This window comes from Alistipes sp. An54 (assembly GCF_002159375.1).
Taxonomy (GTDB): domain Bacteria; phylum Bacteroidota; class Bacteroidia; order Bacteroidales; family Rikenellaceae; genus Alistipes; species Alistipes megaguti.
Window position 1 is genome coordinate 40,351 of record NZ_NFIA01000005.1, and the last position, 24,410, is coordinate 64,760.

Annotated in this window: 21 protein-coding genes; 18 read left to right on the forward strand and 3 right to left on the reverse strand. The window is 60.6% G+C overall.

Translation table 11 applies throughout. From position 1 onward, the window contains the following. Positions 1-10 precede the first annotated feature (10 nt). Complete coding sequence (locus tag B5G09_RS06185) at positions 11-901, reverse strand: hypothetical protein (RefSeq protein ID WP_143256493.1); 891 nt, start codon at positions 899-901, stop codon at positions 11-13. A gap of 98 nt (positions 902-999) precedes the next feature. Then, positions 1,000-1,527: a nitroreductase family protein gene (locus B5G09_RS06190; protein WP_087309562.1), complete on the reverse strand. Its 528-nt coding sequence runs from the start codon at positions 1,525-1,527 to the stop codon at positions 1,000-1,002. A gap of 80 nt (positions 1,528-1,607) precedes the next feature. Here B5G09_RS06190 and B5G09_RS06195 point away from each other — a divergent pair, with 80 nt between their 5' ends. From B5G09_RS06195 to B5G09_RS06230, 8 genes are all read left to right on the forward strand, one after another. Next, positions 1,608-2,447 (forward strand): HAD family hydrolase, encoded by an 840-nt coding sequence (locus B5G09_RS06195; protein WP_087309561.1) that lies wholly within the window; start codon positions 1,608-1,610, stop codon positions 2,445-2,447. Between the two features lie 5 nt (positions 2,448-2,452). After that, positions 2,453-3,040 (forward strand): hypothetical protein, encoded by a 588-nt coding sequence (locus tag B5G09_RS06200; protein ID WP_087309560.1) that lies wholly within the window; start codon positions 2,453-2,455, stop codon positions 3,038-3,040. Beyond that, positions 3,027-3,683: an ATP-binding cassette domain-containing protein gene (locus B5G09_RS06205; protein WP_087404488.1), complete on the forward strand. Its 657-nt coding sequence runs from the start codon at positions 3,027-3,029 to the stop codon at positions 3,681-3,683. Before B5G09_RS06200 ends, B5G09_RS06205 begins: the two co-directional genes overlap by 14 nt. 36 nt (positions 3,684-3,719) lie before the next feature. After that, positions 3,720-4,313, forward strand: coding sequence for an RdgB/HAM1 family non-canonical purine NTP pyrophosphatase (rdgB, locus tag B5G09_RS06210; RefSeq protein ID WP_087404489.1), 594 nt, complete (start codon positions 3,720-3,722; stop codon positions 4,311-4,313). A 9-nt stretch (positions 4,314-4,322) separates the two neighbouring features. Then, entirely contained in the window at positions 4,323-5,306 is a 984-nt protein-coding gene (locus B5G09_RS06215) for a Gfo/Idh/MocA family oxidoreductase (protein ID WP_343285477.1), read from the forward strand. Positions 5,307-5,325: 19 nt separating this feature from the next. Next, on the forward strand, positions 5,326-5,934 hold the full coding sequence (folE, locus tag B5G09_RS06220; RefSeq protein WP_087404490.1) for a GTP cyclohydrolase I FolE: 609 nt from the start codon (positions 5,326-5,328) through the stop codon (positions 5,932-5,934). A 154-nt stretch (positions 5,935-6,088) separates the two neighbouring features. After that, a complete protein-coding gene (locus B5G09_RS06225; protein ID WP_087404491.1) occupies positions 6,089-6,730 on the forward strand; it encodes a DUF4136 domain-containing protein in 642 nt (213 codons plus the stop codon). Between the two features lie 22 nt (positions 6,731-6,752). Beyond that, on the forward strand, positions 6,753-7,379 hold the full coding sequence (locus tag B5G09_RS06230; RefSeq protein ID WP_087404492.1) for an outer membrane beta-barrel protein: 627 nt from the start codon (positions 6,753-6,755) through the stop codon (positions 7,377-7,379). A gap of 88 nt (positions 7,380-7,467) precedes the next feature. On the opposite strand, the gene B5G09_RS06235 is transcribed toward B5G09_RS06230, so the two are convergent. Next, on the reverse strand, positions 7,468-9,006 hold the full coding sequence (locus B5G09_RS06235; RefSeq protein ID WP_087404493.1) for a SusE domain-containing protein: 1,539 nt from the start codon (positions 9,004-9,006) through the stop codon (positions 7,468-7,470). Between the two features lie 409 nt (positions 9,007-9,415). On the opposite strand from B5G09_RS06235, the gene B5G09_RS06240 reads away from it, so the two are divergent. From B5G09_RS06240 to B5G09_RS06285, 10 genes are read left to right on the forward strand one after another with little or no spacing between them, the layout of a single operon-like run. After that, the gene (locus B5G09_RS06240) at positions 9,416-11,431 is read left to right on the forward strand and encodes a glycoside hydrolase family 97 protein (protein ID WP_087404494.1); all 2,016 of its coding nucleotides are present in this window, start codon (positions 9,416-9,418) and stop codon (positions 11,429-11,431) included. Positions 11,432-11,454: 23 nt separating this feature from the next. After that, complete coding sequence (locus tag B5G09_RS06245; protein ID WP_087404495.1) at positions 11,455-12,642, forward strand: glycoside hydrolase family 130 protein; 1,188 nt, start codon at positions 11,455-11,457, stop codon at positions 12,640-12,642. Next, on the forward strand, positions 12,639-14,090 hold the full coding sequence (locus B5G09_RS06250; RefSeq protein ID WP_087404496.1) for an MFS transporter: 1,452 nt from the start codon (positions 12,639-12,641) through the stop codon (positions 14,088-14,090). Before B5G09_RS06245 ends, B5G09_RS06250 begins: the two co-directional genes overlap by 4 nt. After that, a complete protein-coding gene (locus tag B5G09_RS06255; RefSeq protein ID WP_087404497.1) occupies positions 14,087-15,289 on the forward strand; it encodes an AGE family epimerase/isomerase in 1,203 nt (400 codons plus the stop codon). The genes B5G09_RS06250 and B5G09_RS06255 overlap by 4 nt, the downstream gene beginning before the upstream one ends. Before the next feature lie 5 nt (positions 15,290-15,294). After that, positions 15,295-16,188 (forward strand): AraC family transcriptional regulator, encoded by an 894-nt coding sequence (locus B5G09_RS06260; protein ID WP_087404498.1) that lies wholly within the window; start codon positions 15,295-15,297, stop codon positions 16,186-16,188. A gap of 7 nt (positions 16,189-16,195) precedes the next feature. Further along, a complete protein-coding gene (locus tag B5G09_RS06265) occupies positions 16,196-17,326 on the forward strand; it encodes a glycosyl hydrolase (RefSeq protein ID WP_087404499.1) in 1,131 nt (376 codons plus the stop codon). A 19-nt stretch (positions 17,327-17,345) separates the two neighbouring features. Beyond that, positions 17,346-18,467: a glycosyl hydrolase gene (locus B5G09_RS06270; protein ID WP_087404500.1), complete on the forward strand. Its 1,122-nt coding sequence runs from the start codon at positions 17,346-17,348 to the stop codon at positions 18,465-18,467. After that, a complete protein-coding gene (locus B5G09_RS06275; protein WP_241147590.1) occupies positions 18,460-19,812 on the forward strand; it encodes an alpha,alpha-trehalase in 1,353 nt (450 codons plus the stop codon). The genes B5G09_RS06270 and B5G09_RS06275 overlap by 8 nt, the downstream gene beginning before the upstream one ends. Positions 19,813-19,841: 29 nt before the next feature. Further along, positions 19,842-22,913 carry a TonB-dependent receptor gene (locus B5G09_RS06280; RefSeq protein WP_087404502.1) on the forward strand — a complete coding sequence of 1,024 codons (3,072 nt, stop codon included), beginning with the start codon at positions 19,842-19,844 and terminating at the stop codon, positions 22,911-22,913. Positions 22,914-22,923: 10 nt separating this feature from the next. Further along, positions 22,924-24,408 carry a RagB/SusD family nutrient uptake outer membrane protein gene (locus B5G09_RS06285; RefSeq protein WP_087404503.1) on the forward strand — a complete coding sequence of 495 codons (1,485 nt, stop codon included), beginning with the start codon at positions 22,924-22,926 and terminating at the stop codon, positions 24,406-24,408. The last annotated feature ends 2 nt before the right edge of the window (positions 24,409-24,410 follow it).

Below are 24,410 nucleotides of genomic sequence, written 5' to 3' on the forward strand. Positions count from 1 at the left end.
AGGCGGCGGTCTACTCTTCGAAGATCACCACGCGGCTGTTGGGCAGGTCGGGCACATAGATCTTGCCCTCGGCAACGGTCATGTCGGCCGGTCCGATGAGGGGCTGCTCGAGCGGAAGTTCCACGGGCGTGATCTCCCGCGTCTGCATGTCGATGCGCGAGATGCCGGCCGGAGCCCAGTTCGTCACGTAGAGCGACTTGCCATCGCCCGAGAAGGCAATGCCGTCGTACTGGCCCGGAACCGCCACGAAAGGCTCCGCAACGGGATTCTGCAGGTCGGCGATACGATAGATGACATGCTCGCTTCGGGCCTGGCCGTCGGGCGAATAGCAGGCCACATACATCGCACCGTCGCGGATCACCAGACCGTTGGGGCCGGCAATCTCCAGCCACAGCTCGGGTTCACCGGGCTGGGCCGGATCCGTGATGTCGAGGCGGAAGATATGGCCCGTATTGGTGACCGAAGCGTAGAGGCTGTTGCCCTCGGCAGCCAGGTCGTTGACGAAGGCCTCACCCTCGGGGAGTGCAATCACCCGGGGTGCCTCCTCGCGGTTGGAGAGGTTGTAGACGACGATCTTGTTCACGTCGCAGATAAAGAGGCGGCCGTCACGCAGGTACATGCCGCGGGGGCCCGACAGGTTGCCGTCGGCCGGAATCAGCACCTCCGAGGCGCCGTCCTTGTAGCGGACGATATAGCCCTTGCCCTCGGTGTTGAGCGGGTCGAGCTGCGTGGAGCCGAAGTTGGCAATGAGAATACCGCCCTCATAGGGATAGGTGCTCTCGCAGTAACGGAGCCCCTCGTTGAAGATCTCGACGGAAACGGTCTCCTTCTGCTGCAATCCACAGCTCGTGAGGATCAATGCGGCCATCAGGGAAAGGCTTGTCAGAATGGTCTTTTTCATGGTCTCTCTGATTAGGTTAAAAATATTCTCTCTCAGTCTCTCGAAATGTTCTCTCTCAGTTCACTCAGTCTCTCGGGAGCGGGGCGGTCCCAGCCCGCTCACAGGCGGATGACCCGCGACCAGTCGTCGTACTCGGGCAGCGGCGCCGGCACAAAGTCGGAGTAGCCGATGGCGATGGCGCAGAGCGGTTCGCACGACTCGGGAATGGGCAGGAAACTCCGCAGGAAGTCGGCGGCCTTCTCCCCCTCGGGGTCGTCCTTGCGCCGCGGGCGCCCGCAGATGTGGACCCAGCACGAGGCAAGCCCCTCGTCAACGCAGGCCAGCTGGAGCACCGTGGCCGAAATGGCGGCATTTTCCCGCCACAGATCACTCGTCGTGGTGTCGCCCAGAATGACAATCGCCAGCGGGGCGTTCTTCAGAAATCCCGAACCGTAGTCGCGCATCTCGGCCATGCGGGCCACCAGCGCCGGATCGTCGACCACCAGAAAGCGCGTCGTACGCGTATTGCGGGCCGAAGGGGCCGTCAGTGCCTCCGCGAGGATGCGGTCGACCACCTCGCCGGGAACCGGACGATCCGTAAACTTGCGGACCGAACGGCGTTTGGCAATCAATTCCTTGAAATCCATACTCTCAAACTTCGCTATGTATTACCACGTGCAAAAATAGGAAAAAAACGTTATCTTTGAGAAATCAAATCCCGAAAACCATGGATTACCGTTTCACCATAGCCCTGATCTACGATTTCGACGGGACGCTCGCCCCCGGAAACATGCAGGAGTACGACTTCATCCCGGCCGTCGGGAAGAGCAACAAGGAGTTCTGGTCGGAGGCCAACTCGCTGGCCGAGACCCAGGATGCCGACATGGTCCTTACGTACATGGCCCGCATGATCCAGGAGGCCAAATCCAAGGGACTGTCGCTGCGTCGCGAAGCCTTTCAGGAGTCGGGACGCCGCGTCACGCTCTTCAACGGTGTCAAGGAGTGGTTCGCGCGGATCAACCGCTACGGCGAGGAGCGCGGAATCCGCATCCTGCACTACATCAACTCCTCGGGACTGAAAGAGATCATCGAGGGGACGGAGATCGCCCACGAATTCCGCAAAATCTACGCCTGCTCGTTCCTCTACGACGTCGACGGAATCGCCTACTGGCCCGCCGTAGCGGTCAACTACACCAACAAGACACAGTTCATCTTCAAGATCAACAAGGGGGTCGAGTCGGTCTTCGACTCGAAGCTGGTCAATCGCTACATCCCCGAAAACGAACGCCCCGTGCCGTTCAGCCACATGATCTACGTCGGCGACGGAACGACGGACATCCCCTGCATGCGGCTGGTGAAGAATTACGGCGGACACTCGATCGCCGTCTACAACCCCGACCAGAAGGGCGCCCGCAAGGAGCTCTCGTCACTCATCCACGACAACCGCGTCAACCACGTCTGCCCGGCCGACTATGCCGAAGGCTCGGAGATGGACCTCGTGGTGAAGACCATCATCGAGAAGATCGACCTCGACGACCGGCTCGCCAAACTCGGCGTCGTCCGCTGACCGCCATGTCCTCGCCCCACGCAAAACATCTCCACACCGCACGCTGGATCCGTCCCGAACGGCTCGCCGGTTCGCCCGAATGGACCGTCGGACTGCGGCGCCACCTCACGGCCGTGTGGTTCGCCGCCGCAGGACTGATTCTCTGCATCCTGCTGCCCGCGGCCGGATTCCCGGCCCTCTACGTCGCGGCCATTGCGTGCGGCGGCTTCTACCACGACTGCGAACCCCTCCGGATGCTGCAACTCCCGGAGATGAACGCCAGCCGGCTGCTCGTGCGCAAGGTCCTCACCGCCTGGCGCAACTACTTCCTGCTGGCCATCCCCTTCGCCCTGCTGGCCATCCTGGCCCATCCCCGTACGGCCTGGATCGCCGTAGCCTGGGCGCCGCTTTCGGCCCTGGCGCTGCTCTACGCCGTGGTGGCCAAATACGCCCGCTACCACCCCGGGCAGACTCCCCGGCGACCCATGGCCGAACGCTTCGGACTGGCGGGCTTCATCCTCCCCGTGCTGCTGCCCCTGAGCCTCGGCCTCATGGTCAGCTACGCCCTGCGGGCCGAACGCAACCTGAACCGTTACCTCCATGATTACGATTGATTCGCTTCGGATCCGCGACGGTAAGCGGATGCTGCTCGACGGCGTGACGATGCACCTGCCCCAGAGTGCCGTGCACGGCATTGCGGGCGAGGGGCGCGGGGCCCTGTTGCGGGCCATCTACGGCGACCTGCAACCCGAAGTCGGGACAATCTCCGAGGCCGGACACCCGTTGCAACGCCGCGAAATGGTCCTGCTCGAGGCCGATCCCCGCTTCTGGCCCGGACTGACGGCCCGCGACTGCATCGGACTGGTCCGCTGGTTCGACCGCAAGGTCAATCCCGAGGCGCTGCTCCGCCGCTTCCCCGTGCCGCTCGACACGGAGGCCGCCTCGCTCGGCGCCGAGGCCCGAAAACACCTCGGCATCATCCTCACACTGATGCGCGGCAAACGCATCCTGTTGCTCGACGAACCCTTCCGCGAACTGACGCCCGAGCGGATCTTCGTCATGCAGCAACTCCTGCTCCACCTCGGCAGCAAGGGGTGCACCGTGATCCTCACCTCGACGCGCATTCCGTTGATCGAGGGGGTCTGCGACGACCTCTACCTGCTGGGCGGCGGCAAGGTCCTCGCCCGCTACGAACACTACGAACTCGGACATCTGGGCCGCGACGCGGAGTCCGGTTCGGGATTTCCGGAAAATTGACTACCTTCGCAGCCGAATCGAAACCAAACACACGCCATGAAGATCATATTCGCCACCAACAACGCCCACAAGCTCAGCGAAGTACAGGCCGTACTGGGCGATGGCTTCACCCTCGTGACACCGCGTCAGTGCGGCATCACCGAGGAGATTCCCGAAGAGCAGGAGACCCTCGAGGGCAACGCCTCGCAGAAGGCCCGCTACATCCACGACCGCACGGGCGAGAACTGCTTTGCCGACGATACGGGACTCGAGGTGGCCGCACTGGGCGGCGCCCCCGGGGTCCACTCGGCCCGCTACGCCACCGACGGTCACGACTTTGCAGCCAACAACCGCCTGCTGCTCCGCAATCTGGAGGGGAAGAGCGACCGAAGAGCCCGCTTCCGTACGGTCATCTCGCTGATCCTCAACGGCGAGGAACACCTCTTCGAAGGGGTGGTCGAGGGGCGCATCATCGACCACGAGGCCGGTCACGAAGGGTTCGGCTACGATCCGCTGTTCATCCCCGACGGTTGCGAGCGGACCTTCGCCGAGATGTCGCCCGAGGAGAAGAACGCCGTCTCGCACCGCGGTCGCGCCGTGCGCAAACTGGCCGAATACCTCCACTCGCTGGAGGCGGCAACCGAAAAATAGCCGTACGTCATGAAGCCGTTGGAAACCGTACACTGGGGCATTCTGGGATGCGGAGCCGTCTGCGAACGCAAGAGCGGCCCGCCGATGTACCGGCTGGACCACTCGCAGCTGGTGGCCGTCATGCGGCGCGACGAGGCCAGGGCGGCCGATTTCGCCCGCCGTCACGGCGTCGCCCGCTACTACACCGACGCCGCGGAGCTGATTGCCGATCCCGGGGTCGACATCGTCTACGTCGCCACGCCGCCCGCCTCGCACCGCGAACTGGCCATCCGCGTCATGGAGGCCGGCAAACCCGTCTATGTCGAGAAGCCCATGGCGATGGACTACGCCGAATGCCGGGAGATGATCGCCGCTGCGGAGCATTGCGGTGTCCCCCTCTACGTGGCCTACTACCGCCGCGCGCTGCCCTACTTCCTGAAAATCAAGGAGCTGATAGACCAGGGAAGAATCGGTACGCCGCAACGCGTCGAGGTGCGCTACCTGCGCCCCGCAGGGCCCGAAGACCGCGATCCGGAGCATCTGCCCTGGCGTCTGCGCCGCGAGGTCGGCGGCGACGGATACTTCTACGACATGGCCCCCCACACGCTCGACATCCTCGACTTCCTGCTCGGCGAGATCTCGGCAGCCGAGGGGACGAAGAGCAATCTCGGCGGGCTGTACGAGGTGGCCGACACGGTCTCGGCGCTGCTGCAGTTCCGCTCGGGAGCCCGCGGAACCGGGCTCTGGAGCTTCGTCTCGCGCCCCGACGAGCAGGAGGATTCGGTGCTCATCGCCGGCACCCGCGGCTCGGTTCGCTTTGCCACCTTCGCCTTCCCGCCCATCGAACTGCAGACGCCCGACGGTACGGAACGCTTCGAAATTGCACCCCCGGAGCATATCCAGGGACCGTTGATCCGCACGATCGTCGACGAACTCCGCGGCGTGGGTCACTGCCCCTCGACCGGACGCTCCGCCGCCCGGACTTCACGGGTCATCGACCAGATCATGAAATAATTCGTATCTTTGCCCCATCATGGAGACAAAACTGTATGAAAAGGAGGAGCGCTTCGACGCCGCGACGATCGAAGCCCTCAAAGGTCACTATAGCGAAATCCTGCGCCTGCTGGGCGAGGATCCCGCACGCGAAGGGCTGCTGAAAACCCCCGAACGCGTGGCCAAGGCCATGTCGTTCCTCACGAAAGGGTACGACGAAAATCCGCTGGAGATCATCCGCTCGGCAACGTTCCGCGAAGAGTACAAGCAGATGGTCCTCGTCAAGGACATCGAGCTCTATTCGCTCTGCGAACACCACATGCTGCCCTTCTACGGCAAGGCCCACGTCGCCTACATCCCCAACGGTTACATCACCGGACTGTCGAAAATCGCCCGCGTGGTCGAATGTTTCGCCCGCCGGCTGCAGGTCCAGGAGCGGCTGACGGTCCAGATCCGCGACTGCATCCAGGAGGCGCTGAGCCCGATGGGCGTGGCCGTCGTCATCGAGGCCAGCCACATGTGCATGCAGATGCGCGGCATCGAGAAGCAGCAGTCCGCCACAACGACCTCCGCCTTCACGGGCATCTTCCTCTCGGATCACCGAACCCGCGAGGAGTTCATGACCCTCATCTCACACAAGTATCGGTAACAGACCCGTTTCCGAACCACAGGAGCCAACCGGAAATCCCGTTTTGCGGATTTCCGGTTTTTTCGTGTCCCGTTCGGACCGCAAGGCCGTTTGCGGCCCACCCGGGAACGAAATTTGGGGTGGGGTGAACAGCAAACCAAAAATCAAAAACATCATGAACGTCAAACAACTCCGTTACCTTGCGTTCGCACTCGCCGCAGTAGCGTTCTGCTCGTGCCAGAAAGACCCCTCGACGTCGGATCTCCACGAGGATTATCTGGTCTACACCGCCCACGATTCGGGAACCGACTTCTCCGCAATCGACACCTACTTCCTCCCCGACAGTATCCTCATCATCGGCAACAACAACCGGACCGAGTACTGGAAAGACGACGACGCCCTGACGATCATCGACGCCGTGGCCGCCCGGATGGACAACGCCGGCTACACGCGAACGGATGACAAAACATTGGCAGCCGTCGGCCTGCAGCTCAGCTACGTGCGCCAGGAGACCTACTTCGTCGGCTACAACAACCCCTACTGGTGGTGGTACTATCCCTACTACTGGGCCCCCGGATACTGGGGAAACTGGAACGGCTGGCACTGCCCCTACAGCGTCTACTACGGCTACACGGCCGGCTCGCTGCTCATGGAGATGGTCAACCTCGAGGCCGAAGAGGAGAACAACCGAAAACTCCCCATTGTCTGGGATACGTTCATCGGCGGTCTGCTGACCAACGACTCGGAACTCAATCTGCAGCGTACGATCGACGGCGTGGATCAGGCCTTCGTCCAATCACCCTATCTGACCAAATAGTCCAACTCAAAATCTTCCGATCATGAAAACAGCCAAATACCTCAAAATCCTTGCATGCTGCGTCGTCCTGCTGGCAGTTGCTCTGCCGGGCAAAGCGCAGTTGATCCCCAACACCTACATCAATGTCGACTGGCAGATGGGCGTACCCCTCGACAACTCTCTGGCCGACAAGACCTCGGGCTGGGGCATGAACTTCGAAGGCGGTTACTTCGTCACGCCGGCCATCACCGTAGGTCCCTTCCTTTCGTACCAGACCAATCTGGAGAGCATCGACCGTCAGACGCTCGATCTGGGCGACGGCGCAGCCCTGACGACCAATCAGAAACATGCGCTGTTCCAGCTGCCGTTCGGCGTTGCAAGCCGTTACAACTGGCTTACGGACAGTGTCTTCCAACCGTACGTCGGCTTGAAGCTGGGTGCCAGCTACGCCGAACTTTCGTCCTACTACTACGTCGTGCGCCAATACACCGAGACGTGGGGATTCTACCTCTCGCCCGAGGTCGGCGTCTCGATCTTCCCGCGTCCGGACTACCGTATGGGCATCCACGTGACCCTCTACTACAGCTACGCCACCAACGAGGGCGACGTACTGGTCTACCGGGTCAACAACCTCAACAACTTCGGACTGCGCGTCGGTATCTCGTTCTGACGCCCGAAGCCGATCCCCGCACCACGCAGAAGCCGGACCTTGTTCCACACAAGGCCCGGCTTCGTTTTCATGCTCCGACGGGGTGGCATCACTGCGCTTCGAAGGTCACGGTCATGGTCGTCAGATCGGCCGTGATGTCGCAGCTTCCCGACCCGAAGCCCATCAGCAGCGGATAGAACTGATTGGCATCTCCGCTCTCGACCAGTTCCCAGCCCCGGTAACCCTCGTCGAACGACGCCTTGGCTCCGTACTGCGTCAACCATTCGGTATTCGAGATGATGAACTTGAAGCCGTTGCCCTTAGGATCGTCCGAATTGGCCGTCCCGACACTGATCTCCACGCCCCGGGCCTGGAAAACACCGTCGCGGAGTTTGGTCATCGGAATGGATCCGGCCAGATCCCAGCCCGCCGAGGTGGCCGGACCGAAGAGGTAAAGCTGGTCGGGATAGGCCGAAGCCGCCCCTTCGAGCGTCAGCGTCACACTCTTCGCATTGAGATCCGCACGAACCGTATAGTAACCCGACGAAAGCCCCTGATCTCCGGGAACGAAGCGGATATCGCCATCCGTCTCGCCCTTCTGCTTGAGAGTCCAGTAGTCCGAAGCGGAATCGTCACGGATGAACTCCGTCCAGTCGTGGAAGTAAAGTTTGAAACTGCTCTCAGCCCGGAGGTAGAAGTGCGTCTTCTCGTAGACGTTCTCGCCAACCGGCAGCAGGGCATTCTCCTCAACCATCGTCCAGCCGTAATCCAGATTGTCACCCAGCAGGTAAAGCACCGCTTCGGGATCAAACTCCGAGACATCACCGGTCTTGGTCAGCGTGAGTTGCATCGCGTTAAGGTCCACACGAACCGTGTAGAGGCCGCTCTCGTAGCCGTATTGCAGCGGATAGAACTGCGAATCACCGTCGTTCTCCGTCGCGAAAACCTGGATCTGGCCGAACTCGCCCTCGAGAAGCTGTCCATAGAAGGGGTAGCTGCCATTCTCCTCGATATAGAATTTGAATCCCTTGTTGTCGGCCGGTTTACCGAACTTCAGCACGACATTCTCGGCCGTATAGACACCCGCCTGCTGATCATTCTGCGGAAGCTCGATAGCCTGGTCCCAACCGAATTCGCAAGCACCGCCCATCATCCAGAGCGAAGCCGGCTTGATGATCTGCGCCTCGTAGGTCGTCACGGCAAAGGCCGCCTCCTCCGAGCACTTCTCCTCGAGAAGGTAGTTGTCCGTCCGGGCATAGACGCAGGCCCGAAGTTCGAAGCGCTCGCCGCTCCGTCCGCCGAATTCGGTCATGATCAGCGTATTCAACTCCCCGTGGGTCAACGACAACGTCAGATCGCTGCCCATCTCGCGCTTGTAGCCCGAGAAAAGATCCGAGCCCGCCACATTCAGATAGAGCTCATAACGGATGGAGGCATCGTCGCCGGCCGAGGTCCACGAGAGGGTCAACGCCTCCTGATCGGCCGAATCCGCATCGAGAGCCACCTCCTCATCGGAGACCGACAACACCGGAGTCGTTAGTTCGCCCCAGCCCTTGTCGGGGAAGGTCTCGGTGGAGTCCTCGCCGCACGATACCGAGACGAGTGCGGCCAACGTCATCCCGGCAAAAATTTTCCAGAAATGTTTCATAGAAGTGATTAGGTTTAGGTTCCAAAACAGGTTTTTACGACGTAAAAATAAACGTCCCGAATCGGATCTCCATAAAAAACGAGGGAGGGTACCACATTTTGATAAAAAAGTATCATTATGCGCGCAGTATACTACCAAAACGAGACTTTAGCATCCGACACAACGACTCCTTTTTCCCTCATAAGCGTACCAACAGCGGCATATATTGACACAATTCCTTCAGCAAACCCCTCTTCCGGCACGTCAAAATGATATTATATTATCCAATCATAATACTTTTAAATCCATCTGCGACAAATCCATTGCAGATGCTTTCCGAATCGCTTACTTTTACACTGCAATAACGGAAAAACGGGCCTCCATTCACACCCGATTCCGCATGACTGACCTGCATTACCGACCGAAAACCATGAAAAAACTTCTTCTGCTGCTTCTGTCCGTCGGACTCTCCGGCTTCTGCGCATCGGCCCGCAATCTGCACGGCGCATCCCTGCTCTCTCCCGACCGGAGCATTGAAATCAAACTCACGTTCGGACCCCGGATTTCGTATGAAGTACAGGTCGACGGTTTCTGCGTCGTTGCCCCGACACCCGTCGGCATGACCCTCGAGGAGGGTACCGAATGGGGTGAACGGATGCTCCCGGCCCGCATCCGGACGGGTGAAACCAACTCCTCGTTCGAAACCCCCTTCTATATCAGAAACCGGGTCGAGGAGCATTACAACTGGTTGAGGGCTGACTTCCGCGAGGGATTCTCGCTCGAGGTCCGGACCTACGACGACGGGGTCGCCTACCGGTTCGTCTCGAATCTCGACAAACCGCTGATCATCCGCGCGGAAGAGGCCGGAGCCCGATTCCCGGCCGACTGGAACTGCCACGTCCCCTACGTGCGCGACAGCGACGGCAGGGAGATCATCCCCTTCGGACGACAGTTCAAATCCTCGTTCGAAAACCTCTACACGTCGGGTCCCCTCTCACAGATGGATCCTGCACGACTGGCCTTTCTGCCGCTGGTCGTCACCACCGACCGTCACGTGAACCTCTGCTTCACGGAAGCCGATCTGGAGTCCTATCCCGGCATGTACCTCCTCCACACAGAGGGCCAAACGGCCCTGCGCGGAGTCTTCGCCCCCTATCCGAAACGGACCCATGACGGCGGATACGACAACCTGCAGAACATCGTCGATGAGTATGAACCTTTCCTGGCCAAAGCCGCACCCCGGGCCCGCTTCCCGTGGCGGACGATCCTCATCGCCCGACAGGACCGCGATCTGCTCGACAACGACATGGTCATGCGGCTGGCCAGCCCCTGCCGCATCGCCGACACGTCGTGGATCCACCCCGGAAAGGCCGCCTGGGAGTGGTGGAACGACTGGGGCCTCTACGGCGTGGATTTCACCGCCGGAATCAACACCCCCACCTACAAATACTACATCGACTTCGCCGCCCGAAACGGCATCGAATACCTGGTCATGGACGACGGCTGGTCGAAGGACAAAACCGACCTGATGAAGGGCGGCAACGATCAGCTCGATCTGGAGGAGATTCTCCGTTACGCCGCCCGGAAAAGGGTAGGGATCATCCTCTGGGCCGGATTCCGCGCCTTCGAACGCAACATGGAGGAGGTGTGCCGCCACTACGCCGAAATGGGTGTCAAGGGCTTCAAGGTCGACTTCATGGACCGCGACGACCAACAGATCGTCGAATTCCTCTACCGCGCCGCCGAAACGGCCGCCAAATACGGTCTGATGCTCGACTTCCACGGGATCTTCAAACCGACCGGACTCCAACGCACCTATCCCAACGTCGTCAATTTCGAAGGCGTTCACGGTCTGGAACAGATGAAATGGTCCGAAGAGTCCGTCGACCAGGTCACCTACGACGTCACGATGCCCTTCATCCGCATGGTGGCCGGCCCCGTCGACTATACCCCCGGAGCCATGCTCAACGCCGCCCACGGACTCTTCACCCCGCAGCGCTCCCGCCCCATGAGCCAGGGAACCCGCTGCCGGCAGTTGGCCGAATACATCCTCTTCCACGCACCGCTCGCCATGCTCTGCGACTCGCCATCGAACTACGACCGCGAACCCGAATGCCGCGATTTCATCTGCCGCATTCCAACCGTCTGGGACCAGACCGTCGCCCTCGACGGACGCATCGGCGAGTTTGCCGTCACGGCCCGCCGTTCGGGTGATACGTGGTACGTCGGCGGTCTTACCGGCCACTCGCCGCGTACGCTGACTCTCGACCTCGGATTCCTCGATCCGGGAGCTTCCTATACGGTCGAGATCTTCCGCGACGGGGCCAATGCCGCCAAGTACGGACAGGATTACCGACACGAAATCCGTCCGCTGGGAGAAGACCGCACGCTGGAGATCCCCATGGCTCCAGCCGGAGGCTTCGCCCTTCGGATCTTCCGGAACTAAAATAATTTACACGTTTTGCTTTTATGACAAGTTTCGATTTCGAAAAACGCATCTCTGCCCTGAATTCGGACCACGAAGAACTGCTCCGACGGAAAAACCCCGCAGCCTGGACCAACGGCGTATGGACCCGCTACAAGTACCCGATCCTGACGGCCGAACACACCCCCGTCTTCTGGCGCTATGACCTCAATCCGCAGAGCAATCCCTATCTGCTCGAACGGTTCGGCATCAACGGCACGTTCAACTCCGGAGCCATCAAATTCAACGGAAAATACGTGCTGGTGGTACGCGTCGAAGGCAACGACCGCAAATCGTTCTTCGCCCTGGCCGAGAGCGAGAACGGAATCGACGGCTTCCGGTTCCACGACCACCCACTGACCATTCCGACCCTCAACCCGGCCGAAACCAACCTCTACGACATGCGCCTCACGGCTCACGAGGATGGCTGGATCTACGGCATCTTCTGCGTCGAAAAACACGATCCGCAGGCCGCTCCCGGCGACCTCTCCTCGGCAATCGCCTCGACCGGCGTAGTCCGCACGCGCGACCTGCGGACCTGGGAGCGTCTTCCCGACATCCAGTCTCCGACCCAGCAGCGGAACGTCGTCCTCCATCCCGAATTCGTCAACGGAAAATATGCCCTCTACACCCGTCCGCAGGAGGGTTTCATCGACGCCGGCGCCCTTGGCGGCGGTATCGGATGGGCGCTGATCGACGACATGACCCATGCGGTGATCCGCGACGAGAAGATCATCGACGTACGCTTCTACCACACCATCAAGGAAGTCAAGAACGGCGAAGGGCCCCAGCCGATCCGCACCCCCCGGGGTTGGCTCCATCTGGCCCACGGCGTCCGGGGCTGCGCCGCCGGACTGCGGTATGTCCTCTACATGTACATGACGGCTCTGGACGACCCCTCGCGGGTGATCGCCGAACCCGCCGGATATACCCTCGCCCCGGAAGAGGTGGAGCGCGTCGGTGACGTCTCGAACGTCCTCTTCGCCAACGGCTGGATCGCCGACGAGGATGGCCGCGTCCTGCTCTACTACGCCTCGAGCGACACGCGCATGCACGTCGCCACCTCGACGATCGACCGGCTGGTGGACTACTGCCTCCATACCCCGCAGGACGGACTCACCTCGGCCGCCTCGGTCAAACGACTCAATGAACTGATCGACAAAAACCTCCAATACCAACTCACGCACGCATGAACGATCGTGTCACACTCCGCGAAAAGGTCGGATACGGATTCGGAGACATGGCCTCCAGCATGTTCTGGAAGATCTTCGGCATGTATCTGCTCTTCTTCTACACCCGGGTCTTCGGCATCACGCCGGCGGCCGCCGGAACCATGTTCCTGGTGACCCGGATCTGGGATTCGCTGAACGACCCCCTCATGGGCCTCATCGCCGACCGTACGCACAGCCGCTGGGGCCGCTACCGTCCCTATCTGCTGTGGGGGGCCCTGCCGTTCGCGGCCATCGGAGTGCTGACCTTCTGGACCCCCGACCTCGGCATGACCGGAAAGCTCGTCTGGGCCTACGTCACCTACACGGCCATGATGATGGTCTATACGCTGGTCAACGTCCCGTATGCCTCGCTGCTCGGGGTGATGACCCCCGACACCAGACTGCGGAATATCTTCTCCTCCTACCGGATGTTCTTCGCCTATGCCGGCAGTCTGATCACCTTCATGGTGCTGCAACCCCTCGTGGACCTCTTCGCCCGCAAACTCGGCGGCGGCGAGGAGTCGATCCTCCGCGATTCGGTAGCCGGCAGCGATATCGCCATCTCGGGCATGCCCGAAGCCTGGACCTGTGCCGTGGCCGTCATCGGAATCATCTGTGCCGTGCTCTTCTGGCTCTGTTTCCGCTGGACCCGCGAACGCATCCAGGTCCCGAACGACCCGAATGCCAGGGGTTCCGTCCTGGTCGATCTGAAGAGCCTGTTACGGAACGCCCCCTGGTGGATTCTGCTCGTCGCCGGGGTAGCCGTGCTGCTCTTCAACTCGATCCGCGACGGCGTGGCCATCTTCTACTTCACGGACTACGTCCGCAGCGCCTACAAGCTGCCCCATCTGGGCTGGACCTTCGGAACGATCTATCTGCTGCTGGGACAGTTGGGTAACATGGCCGGCGTGGCCCTAGCCGTACCGCTGGCCTCCCGATTCGGCAAAAAGAGCGCCTTCGCCCTGGCGATGGCTGCGGCCGCCGTACTGAGCGTTCTCTTCTTCGGACTCCGTCCCGACGAACTGGGATGGCTCTTCGCGCTGCAGGCCCTCACGAGCATCGCCGCCGGAGTCGTTCTCCCGCTGCTGTGGAGCATGTATGCCGATATCGTCGACTACGAGGAGTTCCGCAGCGGACGACGCCCCACGGGACTCATCCTCTCGTCGTCGTCCATGTCGCAGAAACTCGGATGGGCCTTCGGCGGCGCCGTGACGGGGTGGCTGCTGACCGCCTTCCACTACGATCAGTCGGCGGCGGTCCAGAGTGCCGATGCCGTATACGGCGTACGGCTGATGATGAGCTGGCTGCCCGCGGCCGGATCGCTGCTGGCCACTGCGGCCATCCTCCTCTACCCGCTCAATGAAAAACGTATGAACCGAATTGCCGACGCCCTGAACCAGCGTCGCAAAAAACAGAATCTCGAATCATGAATACGGATCTTCTTCGCTGGAAAAAAGAGCTGTCCGATGAACTGACCGGGGACATTCTCCCCTTCTGGATCAACTTCCTGGGCAACGGCAAACCGTTGTGCGGACGCATCGACGGCCACGGAGTGCCCCATCCCGAAGCGGGCATCAGTGCCATTCTGCTCTCCCGCATGCTATGGGCCTTCTCGGCCATCTTCCGGACAACCCGCCTCAAGAGTGCACTCGATGCGGCCCGCACGGTCCACACCGTTCTGGCCGGAGACCTGATCGACCCAGTCTGCGGCGGCGTATTCTGGGAGATCGCCCCGGACGGAAACCCCTTCGAGACGAAAAAACAGAGCTATGCCCTCGGATTCGCCATCTACGGACTGAGCGAATATGCCCGCGCCACGGGTGATGCCGATGCCCTGGCCGAAGCCCGGGCTCTCTTCGAGACCCTCGAAAAAAAGGTCCGGGATCCCCGGGCCGATGGGTATGTCGAGGCCCTCTCGCGAGACTGGAAGCCCCTGCAGGACATGCGTCTGAGCGACAAGGATGCCAATACGTACTTCAGCATGAACACCCATCTGCACCTGCTGGAGCCATACACCAATCTGCTACGAATCTGGCCCGACGCCCGTCTGCGCGAGGCCGTGTTGCAGTTGATCCGCATCCATACCGAACACCTGTTCGACGAACGGACCGGACATCTGAATCTCTTCTTCGACCCTTCGTGGAAGGCCGCCTCGCAAACCGTCTCCTACGGTCACGACATCGAGGCCTCATGGCTCCTCGACGAAGCGGCGGAGGTGGCCCGGGACTCCTCGGAGCGCGTGCGGACGGTCAGCAGCACCCTGGCCGAAAAGAGCCTCGATGGGCTGCTGCCCGACGGAAGCCTCGCCTACGAATTCGATCCGCTGACGAGTACCACCGACACGGAACGCCACTGGTGGGTGCAGGCCGAAGGAATCGTCGGATTCTTCAACCACTACGAGAAGTGTGGCGACGAACGCTTCCTGCAGGCCGCCCTCGGACTCTGGCAATACATCCGCACCCATCTGCTGGACAAAGAGGGCGGCGAATGGTTCTGGAGCATCCGCCCCGACGGTTCGGTCAACCGGGACGACGACAAGGCCGGATTCTGGAAATGCCCCTACCACAACAGCCGCATGTGCATGGAGATCATCTCCCGCATCGGAAAACTCACCGCCGACAAAACCTGACTGCCATGACAAGCTACAACATCCTCACCGAAGTTCCGCCCATCTCGGATCAGGACACGTTCGTGGTCTTCGAACGTCGGAAAAGCAACTTCAACTTTCCGATACACATCCACAACGAATACGAACTGAACTACATCATGGGGGCCAAGGGGGCGCGCCGCATCGTCGGCGACCACGTGGCCGAGATCGGCGACCGCGAAATGGTCCTCATCACCGGCCGGAACCTCGAACACGCCTGGCTCGACGGAAATCTCGCCCCCGGAGCCGACATCTACGAAGTGACGATCCAGTTTGCTCCGGACCTCTTCCAGGGCGGCGGATTCATCGACCGGAAACAGTTCGCGCCCATCAAAAAGATGATGCAGGATGCCCAGCACGGCATCGCCTTCTCGGAGAAGACCATTCTCCAGAGTGAATCGGCGATCCATCAGCTCATCCACAGCACCGACAACTTCAATTCGGTGCTCATCTTCCTTTCGCTGCTCAACCAGCTGGCGCACGACCCCGATTACACCGTCCTCTCGCACTCACATTTCAGCAAACTCGAGGATACCTACGACAGCCGCCGCATCCGCACCGTCATGGAGTATCTCAACAGCAACTACCAACGTCCGGTGCGTCTGAGCGAAATGGCCGAGCTGGTCAATATGAGCGAACCCTCGTTCAGCCGCTTCATCAAACGACACACCGGCTACAACTTCGTCGACTGCCTGAACAACATCCGCATCAGCGCCGCCTCCCGACTGCTGATCGACGAACCCGCCAGCACAATCGCCGAGATCGCCTACAAGTGCGGTTTCAACAACCTCTCGAACTTCAACCGCATCTTCAAAAAACGGAAAGGCTACACGCCGCACAACTTCCGCGAATATTACGACAAGAAAAAAATCATCATCTGACCGAACCATGAACCGACTCATACTCTGCACCTGTCTCTCCTCCATGCTGTTGGGGGCATGCTCCCGGGACGCCGCCCCGGCCGGCCACCGTCCCTGCGATCCGCAGGCCGACGCAGCCACCGCCGCCCTCTACGAGAATCTCTTCCGCATCCCGTCGAAAGGGATCATGTTCGGACATCAGGATGACCTGCTCTACGGCCACGGCTGGAAATACGAACCCGACCGCTCCGACGTGAAGGAGTGCTGCGGCGACTATCCCGCTGTGGCGGGATGGGAGCTCGGCGGACTGGAGGCCGGTTGCGAACAAAGCATCGACGACGTTCCCTTCGACACCATCGCCCGCCTGCTCTGCGCCGCCTACGAACGCGGTGCGGTGAACACCATGAGCTGGCACCCCCAAAATCCCGAAACCGGCGGCACAGCCTGGGACTGCCAAACGACCACGGCCGTCAGGTCTATCCTCCCGGGCGGAGAACACCATGCCCAGTTCCGTCTCTGGCTCGACCGGCTGGCCGCCTTCTTCGCCTCACTGAAAGGGAAGGACGGTTCGTCCGTGCCGGTTCTCTTCCGCCCCTTCCACGAGAACACGGGGAGCGGCTTCTGGTGGGGCGAAAAGCAGTGCACGCCCGACGAATACAAGGCGCTGTGGCGCTTCACGGTCTCCTATCTGCGCGACGAAAAGGGGCTCCACAACCTGCTCTACATCTACTCACCGGACCTCTTCCGCGACGCCGGCCACTATCTGGAACGCTATCCCGGCGACGAATGGGTCGACATCCTCGGACTGGACGCCTATCACCGCCAGCAGGACTGGGACTTCCTCTCGGGCGGACGGCGCATGCTCGCCACACTGCAGTCGCTCGGCGAACAGCACCACAAACCCACGGCCTTTACCGAAACCGGACTCGAGGGAATCCCCGATCCCCACTGGTGGACCCGATGGCTGCTGCCGGTCATCCGCGGAAAAGGGCTCTGCTACGTCCTGGTCTGGCGCAACGCCCACGACCGCGCGGACCACTTCTTCGGTCCCTGGGTCGGGCACGCCTCGGAGGAGGATTTCCGCGTCTTCGTCGCCAACGACCAGCAACCCGTCCTGCTCGAATCGCAACTCCCGGACATGTATCATATCGAAAAATAAGACCTAAAATCCTGCAACTATGTGGAAACAAATCATTCTTCTCACCTCATGGGTCATGATCGGATGTTCGGACATCACCGACCGTGACTACCCGCAACCGCAACCCGATCCGATTGCCGTCACCGATACGCAGGCCACCGAACAAACCCGAAACCTGCTGGAGAATCTGCGCTCGCTGGCCCAAAACGGCCACACGCTCTTCGGCCATCAATGTTCGTCGCTCTACGGAATCGGCTGGTCGGGCGATGCCGACCGCTCGGATGTCAAGAGCGTCTGCGGTGACTATCCGGCGCTGATGGGCTGGGACCTGGCCGAAATCGAACTCGGCAAGGAGGCCAACATCGACGGCGACCGCTTCGAGGATATCAAGGCCCGGATCCTGGAGTCGTACGCCCGCGGCGGCGTGACCACTATCGGATGGCACACCACCAACCCCGTCACCGAGGGCACGGCCTGGGACACGACCCCCGCCGTGGGGAAAATCATCCCCGGAGGCGAACTCCATGAAAAGTACTGCAAATGGCTCGACAAGGTGGCCGACTTCCTGCTTTCGCTCCGAACCGAAAGCGGCGAATATGTCCCCGTGCTGTTCCGTCCCTTCCACGAACACACCGGAAACGGTTTCTGGTGGGGCAAGGGCAACTGCACGGCCGAAGAGTATGTCGCCCTGTGGCGCTTTACGGTCGAGTACCTCCGCGACACGCGCCAGGTCCACAACCTGCTCTACGTCTATTCGCCCGACATCGTCAGCTCGCAGGAGACCTATCTGGAATTCTGGCCCGGCAACGAATATGTCGACATCCTCGGACTGGATGCCTACGACCGCAGTTCGTGGTCCGTCGCCACGGAGGGGCTGCGGCTGATGCGCCTGCTCAACCACATCTCCGGAATCAAGAACAAACCCTTCGCCTTCACCGAAACCGGCCTGGAGAACAACACCTCGGTCGCCAACTGGTGGACGAGAACCCTGCTGAAAGCCATCGAGGGCCTGCCCGTAGCCTACGTTCTTGTCTGGCGGAACAAGGATACCAGCCACTTCTTCGGGCCCTATCCCGGATGCGTCTCGGAGGAGGACTTCAAGGAGTTTGTCGCCAATCCGCAGATCCTGACGGAAAACGAAATTGCCGGAATCTATGAATAGCCATCGTTCGCATACTACGCTGCACGCTCTCCGGAATGGTCTCTGGCTGCTGCTCGCGGCTGCATCCATGGCCTGTAACCCCGCCCCGAAGAGCTCCGAGGAGGAGATCGCCCGGGTCAGGGAGTTCATCCGCACCTCGTGGGAGGGCACCGTACGCTTCAACCCGACCGATTCGCAGACCCTCATCGGTCTGCCTCGCCCCTATACCGTGCCCTGTGCCGGCGAGACCTTTCAGGAACTCTACTACTGGGACACCTTCTTCGCCAACGAAGGTCTCATCCGCGATGGACACCTCGATCAGGCCCGCAACAACACCGAAGACATGCTCTATCTGGTCCGCCGCTACGGATTCATGCCCAACGGAAGCCGGACGTGGTACCTCAACCGTTCGCAGCCGCCGTTCCTCTGCATGATGGTCGACCGCATCTTCGAACAGACCCGCGATACGGCCTGGCTGGCCGAGGTATTCCCAACCCTGCGCCGCGAATACGACTTCTGGATGACCCGGCGCATCGCCCCCTGCGGACTGAACCACTACGCCTCGTCGGCCGATACGGCCCTCAGGCTGGAGTTCGTCGCCACGGCCGGACAGCGCCTCGGCACCGACTTCCGCAAAAAGGGACTCTCCGAATCGGAACTCCTGAAACTCGGCGCCCATTTCGCCGCCGAAGCCGAATCCGGCTGGGACTTCAATCCGCGGTTCGAACGCCGCTGCGAGGATTTCTGCCCCGTCGACCTCAACGCCAACCTTTACTTCTATGAGACGGCATTCGCACGCTATGCCGCCCTGCTCGGCGATGAGGCCTCCGCGGCCGAGTGGCAACGTGCGGCCGACGTGCGGCGCAAACGCATCAACCGGCTCTGTCTGGCCGACGACGGCATCTACTACGACTACGACTACGTCAACGACCGTCGTTCGACGGTAGTTTCGGGCGCCGTGTTCAGCCTGCTCTACGCCGGACTTCCCGACGCACAACAGGCCCGCCGGCTGGTCAAAAAGGCCCTCCCGCGACTGGAATTCGAATACGGAATCGCCGTCTGCGAGGAGAAACCCTACGAATATGTCTACCAGTGGTCCTATCCCAACGGCTGGGCGCCGATCACCTACCTGGCCATCCGGGGGCTGGACCGCTACGGATTCTCGGCCAAGGCCCGCCGAATCGCCCGCAAATACGTCGCTACGGTCGTCGCCACCTTTGCCCAGACACACAACCTCTGGGAAAAATACAACGTCCGCGAAGGCAACGCCAACGTCAGCCACGAATACCAGACTCCGCCCATGCTCGGCTGGAGCGCCGGAACGTTCGTCTACGTCTGCGACTTCCTCGCCGAAAAGCAACTTTGAATTCAAAACAACAAAAAAGACCAAGCAATATGAACAACTTCAACCTACCTTCGGGATGCAGACGGCTGTTGCTGCTCCTGGCTCTGCTGTTCTCCTCGATCGGCGCACAGGCGCAAACCGAGATCCGGGGCCGCGTAACCGCCGAAGGTCTCCCGCTCGTCGGCGCCAGCATCATCGTCAAAGGCACCACCACCGGAACCAGCACCGACAGCGATGGAAAATTTGCCATCCAGGCCAAGGACGGCGCCGTCCTCTCCATCGGATTCATCGGCTACAAAACCCGTGAAGTGGCCGTAACCCCCGGAACCTCATTCCTCGAAATCGCCCTCGAAACCGAAGAGGCCCTGATCGACGACGTCGTCGTCATCGGCTACGGAAGCATGAAGAAGAGCGATCTGACCGGTTCGGTGGTCTCCGTCAAGATGGATGCCATCAAGGATATCTCCTCGCCCTCGATCGAGGGACTTCTCCAGGGCCGTGCCGCCGGTCTGCAGGTGATGAACACCTCGCAGGATCCCGGTGCCGGAGCCGTCGTGCGAATCCGCGGTAACAGCTCGCTCAACGGTTCGAACACTCCGCTGATCGTCGTCGACGGCTTCCCGATCGGCGATGCCGGCAACCTCTCGCAGATCAACCCCTCGGATATCGAGTCGGTCGAGATCCTGAAGGATGCCTCCTCGGCCGCCATCTACGGATCGCGCGGCGCCAATGGCGTCATCCTGATCCAGACTCGCCGCGCCAAGGGCGGCCAGACGCAGGTCTCCGTAAACCACCGCACCACCATCGGCCAGTTCTCCGACGAACTCAACATCTGGCGCAATCCCCTCGAGATGGCCCAGATCGCCAACGAAGAGCTCACAAACGCCGGCCTGCCGGCCCTCTACACGGGTCAGTACAACAACGGAACCTACTATCCGTCGCTCATCGAGATCCAGCAGGGCAAGTGGTCCAATACGGACTGGGCCGACCTGTGTCTGCGCACCGCCGTGGTGAACAACACGACGGCATCGCTGGCACACTCCACCGACAGAGGGTCCGTCAACCTGAGCCTCAACTACTTCGACGACGAGGGCGTCTACAAGAAGGACAGCTACCGCAAGGGAAACATCAACCTGAACGGCTCCTACAACCTGGCCAAAAACTTCACGCTCCAGACCTCGAACATCTTCTCGATCGACAAACGCCACGTCAACAACTCGCTCGAATACGGCCGAAATCCCCTCTGGCCCGTCTATGACGAGGAGGGCAACTACTACGTCTCGTCGGAAACCGACTTCTCGCACCCGCTCATCATCACCGAAAACGTGAAGAACGAAACCGTCGGTCGCGACCTGATCTCGTCGCTGGCCGCCGAATGGGAAATCATCGAGGGGCTGAAACTCCGCACGCAGATCAACTACAACTACTCGACCTCCATCCAGGATGTCTACAACGCCTCGAACACCTCGCAGGATGCGCACGACATGGACGGTATCGCGCAGATGAACACCACGCTCTCGCAGGACGTGCTGAGCGAAACCTACCTGACCTTCCAGCGGACCTTCGCCGAACGGCACAATCTGACGGTCATGGCCGGACACTCGTACGACTACAACATGGCACGCTCGCTCAGTACGACGGCCTATGGATTCGTCAACGACGCCCTGGGCAACGAAAACATGCAGGCCGGAAATCCCGAAAAGAACGTCATCAACAACACCTATCAGAACAGCAAGCTGCTCTCCTTCTACGGACGTCTGAACTACACGCTCGACGACAAGTATCTCTTCACCTTCACGATGCGTGCCGACGGCTCCTCGAAGTTCGGCAAGAACAACAAGTGGGGTTACTTCCCCTCGGGCGCCGTGAGCTGGAAACTCCACAACGAACCCTGGATGCAGCGGCTCAACGTCTTCGACGAGTTCAAGATCCGCGCCAGCTGGGGCCTCTCGGGCAATCAGGGAATCTCGCCCTACCAGACCCTGAACCGCTACGGAACCGAAAAGTACTGGTATGCCGACAAGTGGCAGACGGCCATCGGTCCCGGTTACGAGGCCGGTCGCGAAGGCGCTAACGACCGCTATATCCTCTGGGGCGGAATCTCCAACCCCGACCTGCGCTGGGAGTCGACCCGCCAGTGGAACATCGGTGCCGATCTGGCCTTCTTCAAGCGCCGGCTCCGCCTGACGTTCGACTACTACGACAAGTACACGACCGACCTGCTGCGCGAAAAGTACCTCCCGCTCTCGAGCGGTTACGACAAGATGTGGGTCAACGACGGAAACATCCGCAACCGCGGTTTCGAATTCACCCTCGAGGGAGACATCATCAGCCGCAAGAACACCTCGCTCTCCGCCACGTTCATCTTCTCGAGAAACCGCAACGAGGTCACCGATCTGGGAAACACCCTCTCCAGCGGTCTGAACACCGACTACCTGACCGGTATGCAGTATGAATTCTGCGGGCAGTCGCTCTCGATGTTCAACGCCAATCCGAGCATCTACGCCATCGGCTATCCGATGTACGCCTTCTACGGCTACCGGGTGGACGGCATTATCCAGCAGGGCGAGGATCCGGGCTTCATGAGCTCCGACGGCAAGGATCAGCCCGGAGAGTTCAAGTATGTCGATCTGAACGGCGACTACGCCATCGACGAGAAGGACCGCTGCATCATCGGAGACCCCAATCCCGACTTCACGGCCAGCCTCAACCTGACGTTCAACTACAAGAATCTCGACGTCTCGGTATTCCTCAACGGAGTTTTCGGCAACGACGTCATCTACAACGGATACACCTACGACCCGCGCATCAAGGTCAAACGCTGGACCCCGGACAACCCCACGAACGACTATCCCCGGCTCAACTCGACGCGCAGCTATCTCTTCTCCGACTACTTCATCCAGGACGGTTCGTTCGTCCGGCTGCAGAACATCAACGTCGGCTATACGATCCCCGTGCGCAAGGCCTTCATCCGCAGCGTGCGGATCTTCGCCAACATTGAAAACGCCTACACCTTCACCCGCTTCGAAGGATATGATCCCGAGGTCGGCGTCGAAGGCATCTACTGGGGCGGGTATCCCCGACTGAGAAAATACACCATCGGTCTGGATCTGAAATTCTAAACTGACAACCATGAAAAAGATTCTTTATATCCTTTCCCTGTGCGGTGCACTGACGGCCTGCAGCCTGCAGGAAGAGCCCTACGGATTCTACTCCGACGACAACTTCTACAAGACCGAAACCGATGCAGAATCGGGTCTGCTCTACGCCTACAATGCCCTGACGTTCCTCGAGTATTCGCGCGGTATCTTCTACATCGGCGACATCCCCACCGAAACCATGTCCCCGAAAAGCGATGAGGCCGGCGACGTCTATCAGCTGGAGAACTGGATCGCCGGACGCGAAACCGAACAGCTAAGATACTACTTCAAGTACTGCTATATCGCCATCAACCGGGCCAATACTGTCATCGACCACGTGCAGAACAGCTCCGCAATCAGCGATTCGGCCCGGAACCGGATCCTCGGCGAAGCCCTTTTCCTGCGGGCCTGGAACTACTTCAATCTGGTCAGGACCTTCGGTCTGGTCCCCGTCCAGACGCAGATGGTGGACGAACTCGCCCTGACCACTCCGCCCATGGCCACGAGTCTCGACCAGCTCTACGATCTGATCCTGGGCGACCTGACCCGCGCCGACGCGCTGCTTGAGGTCAACAAGGTCTTCGGCCGCGCCGACAAGGTCGCCGCCGAATCGCTCATGGCAAAGGCCTACCTGACGATCGCCTCCTCGAAGGAGCACAACGTATACCGCTACACCGAGTCGCGGCGTGAACCGCAGATCATGTACGACAGCGCCGCATACTGGGCCGGAAAGGTCGTCCGCGACTACAACGACACCTACTATTTCGACGAGAATCTGCGCGACATCTACGACGTGAACAAACCCACGGGGCCCGAACACATCTTCATCATGCCGTTCGACCGCAGCGGTACGCAGGAGGGCAACTACTCCAAACTGCCGCTGCTCTTCCTCCCCTCGAACAACTCGGTTCCGTTCTACATCCGCTACGCCAACGGCGATCTGCAGCGCGCAAACGGCAACGGATGGGGTGTCTTCCTCTGCAACGACGAGTTCGTCGAGACGCAGTTCAGCACCACCGACAAGCGCCGCACGGAACTCATCCATCGCGATATATACGACGAGGATGGAAATGCGATCGTGCCCAACCAGATCAAGGGCTACTTCTCGAGCAAATACGTCGATCCCGACTTCATCGGCGAGCGAACCAGCGCCCGACCCTATCTGATCCGCTTCTCGGACATCGCGCTGGTCTATGCCGAAGCCGTCGGTCCCGAAGAGGGGCTGGCCTACGTCAACCACATCCGCGAACGGGCTGGCATCACGCCGCTGCCGGCAGGGATGTCCCTCGACGAGTTCCGCAAGGCCGTCATCAAGGAACGGGCCCTGGAGCTGGCCTTCGAGGGCAACCGGCTCTACGACCTGCGACGCACGGCGTCCGTCACCACCACCGATATCAAGGCCGCAGGACTGAGCGAGGCGGAAGCCGCCTACTATCCCATTCCCCAACGCGAAATCGACCTGAATCCCAATCTGTAAAC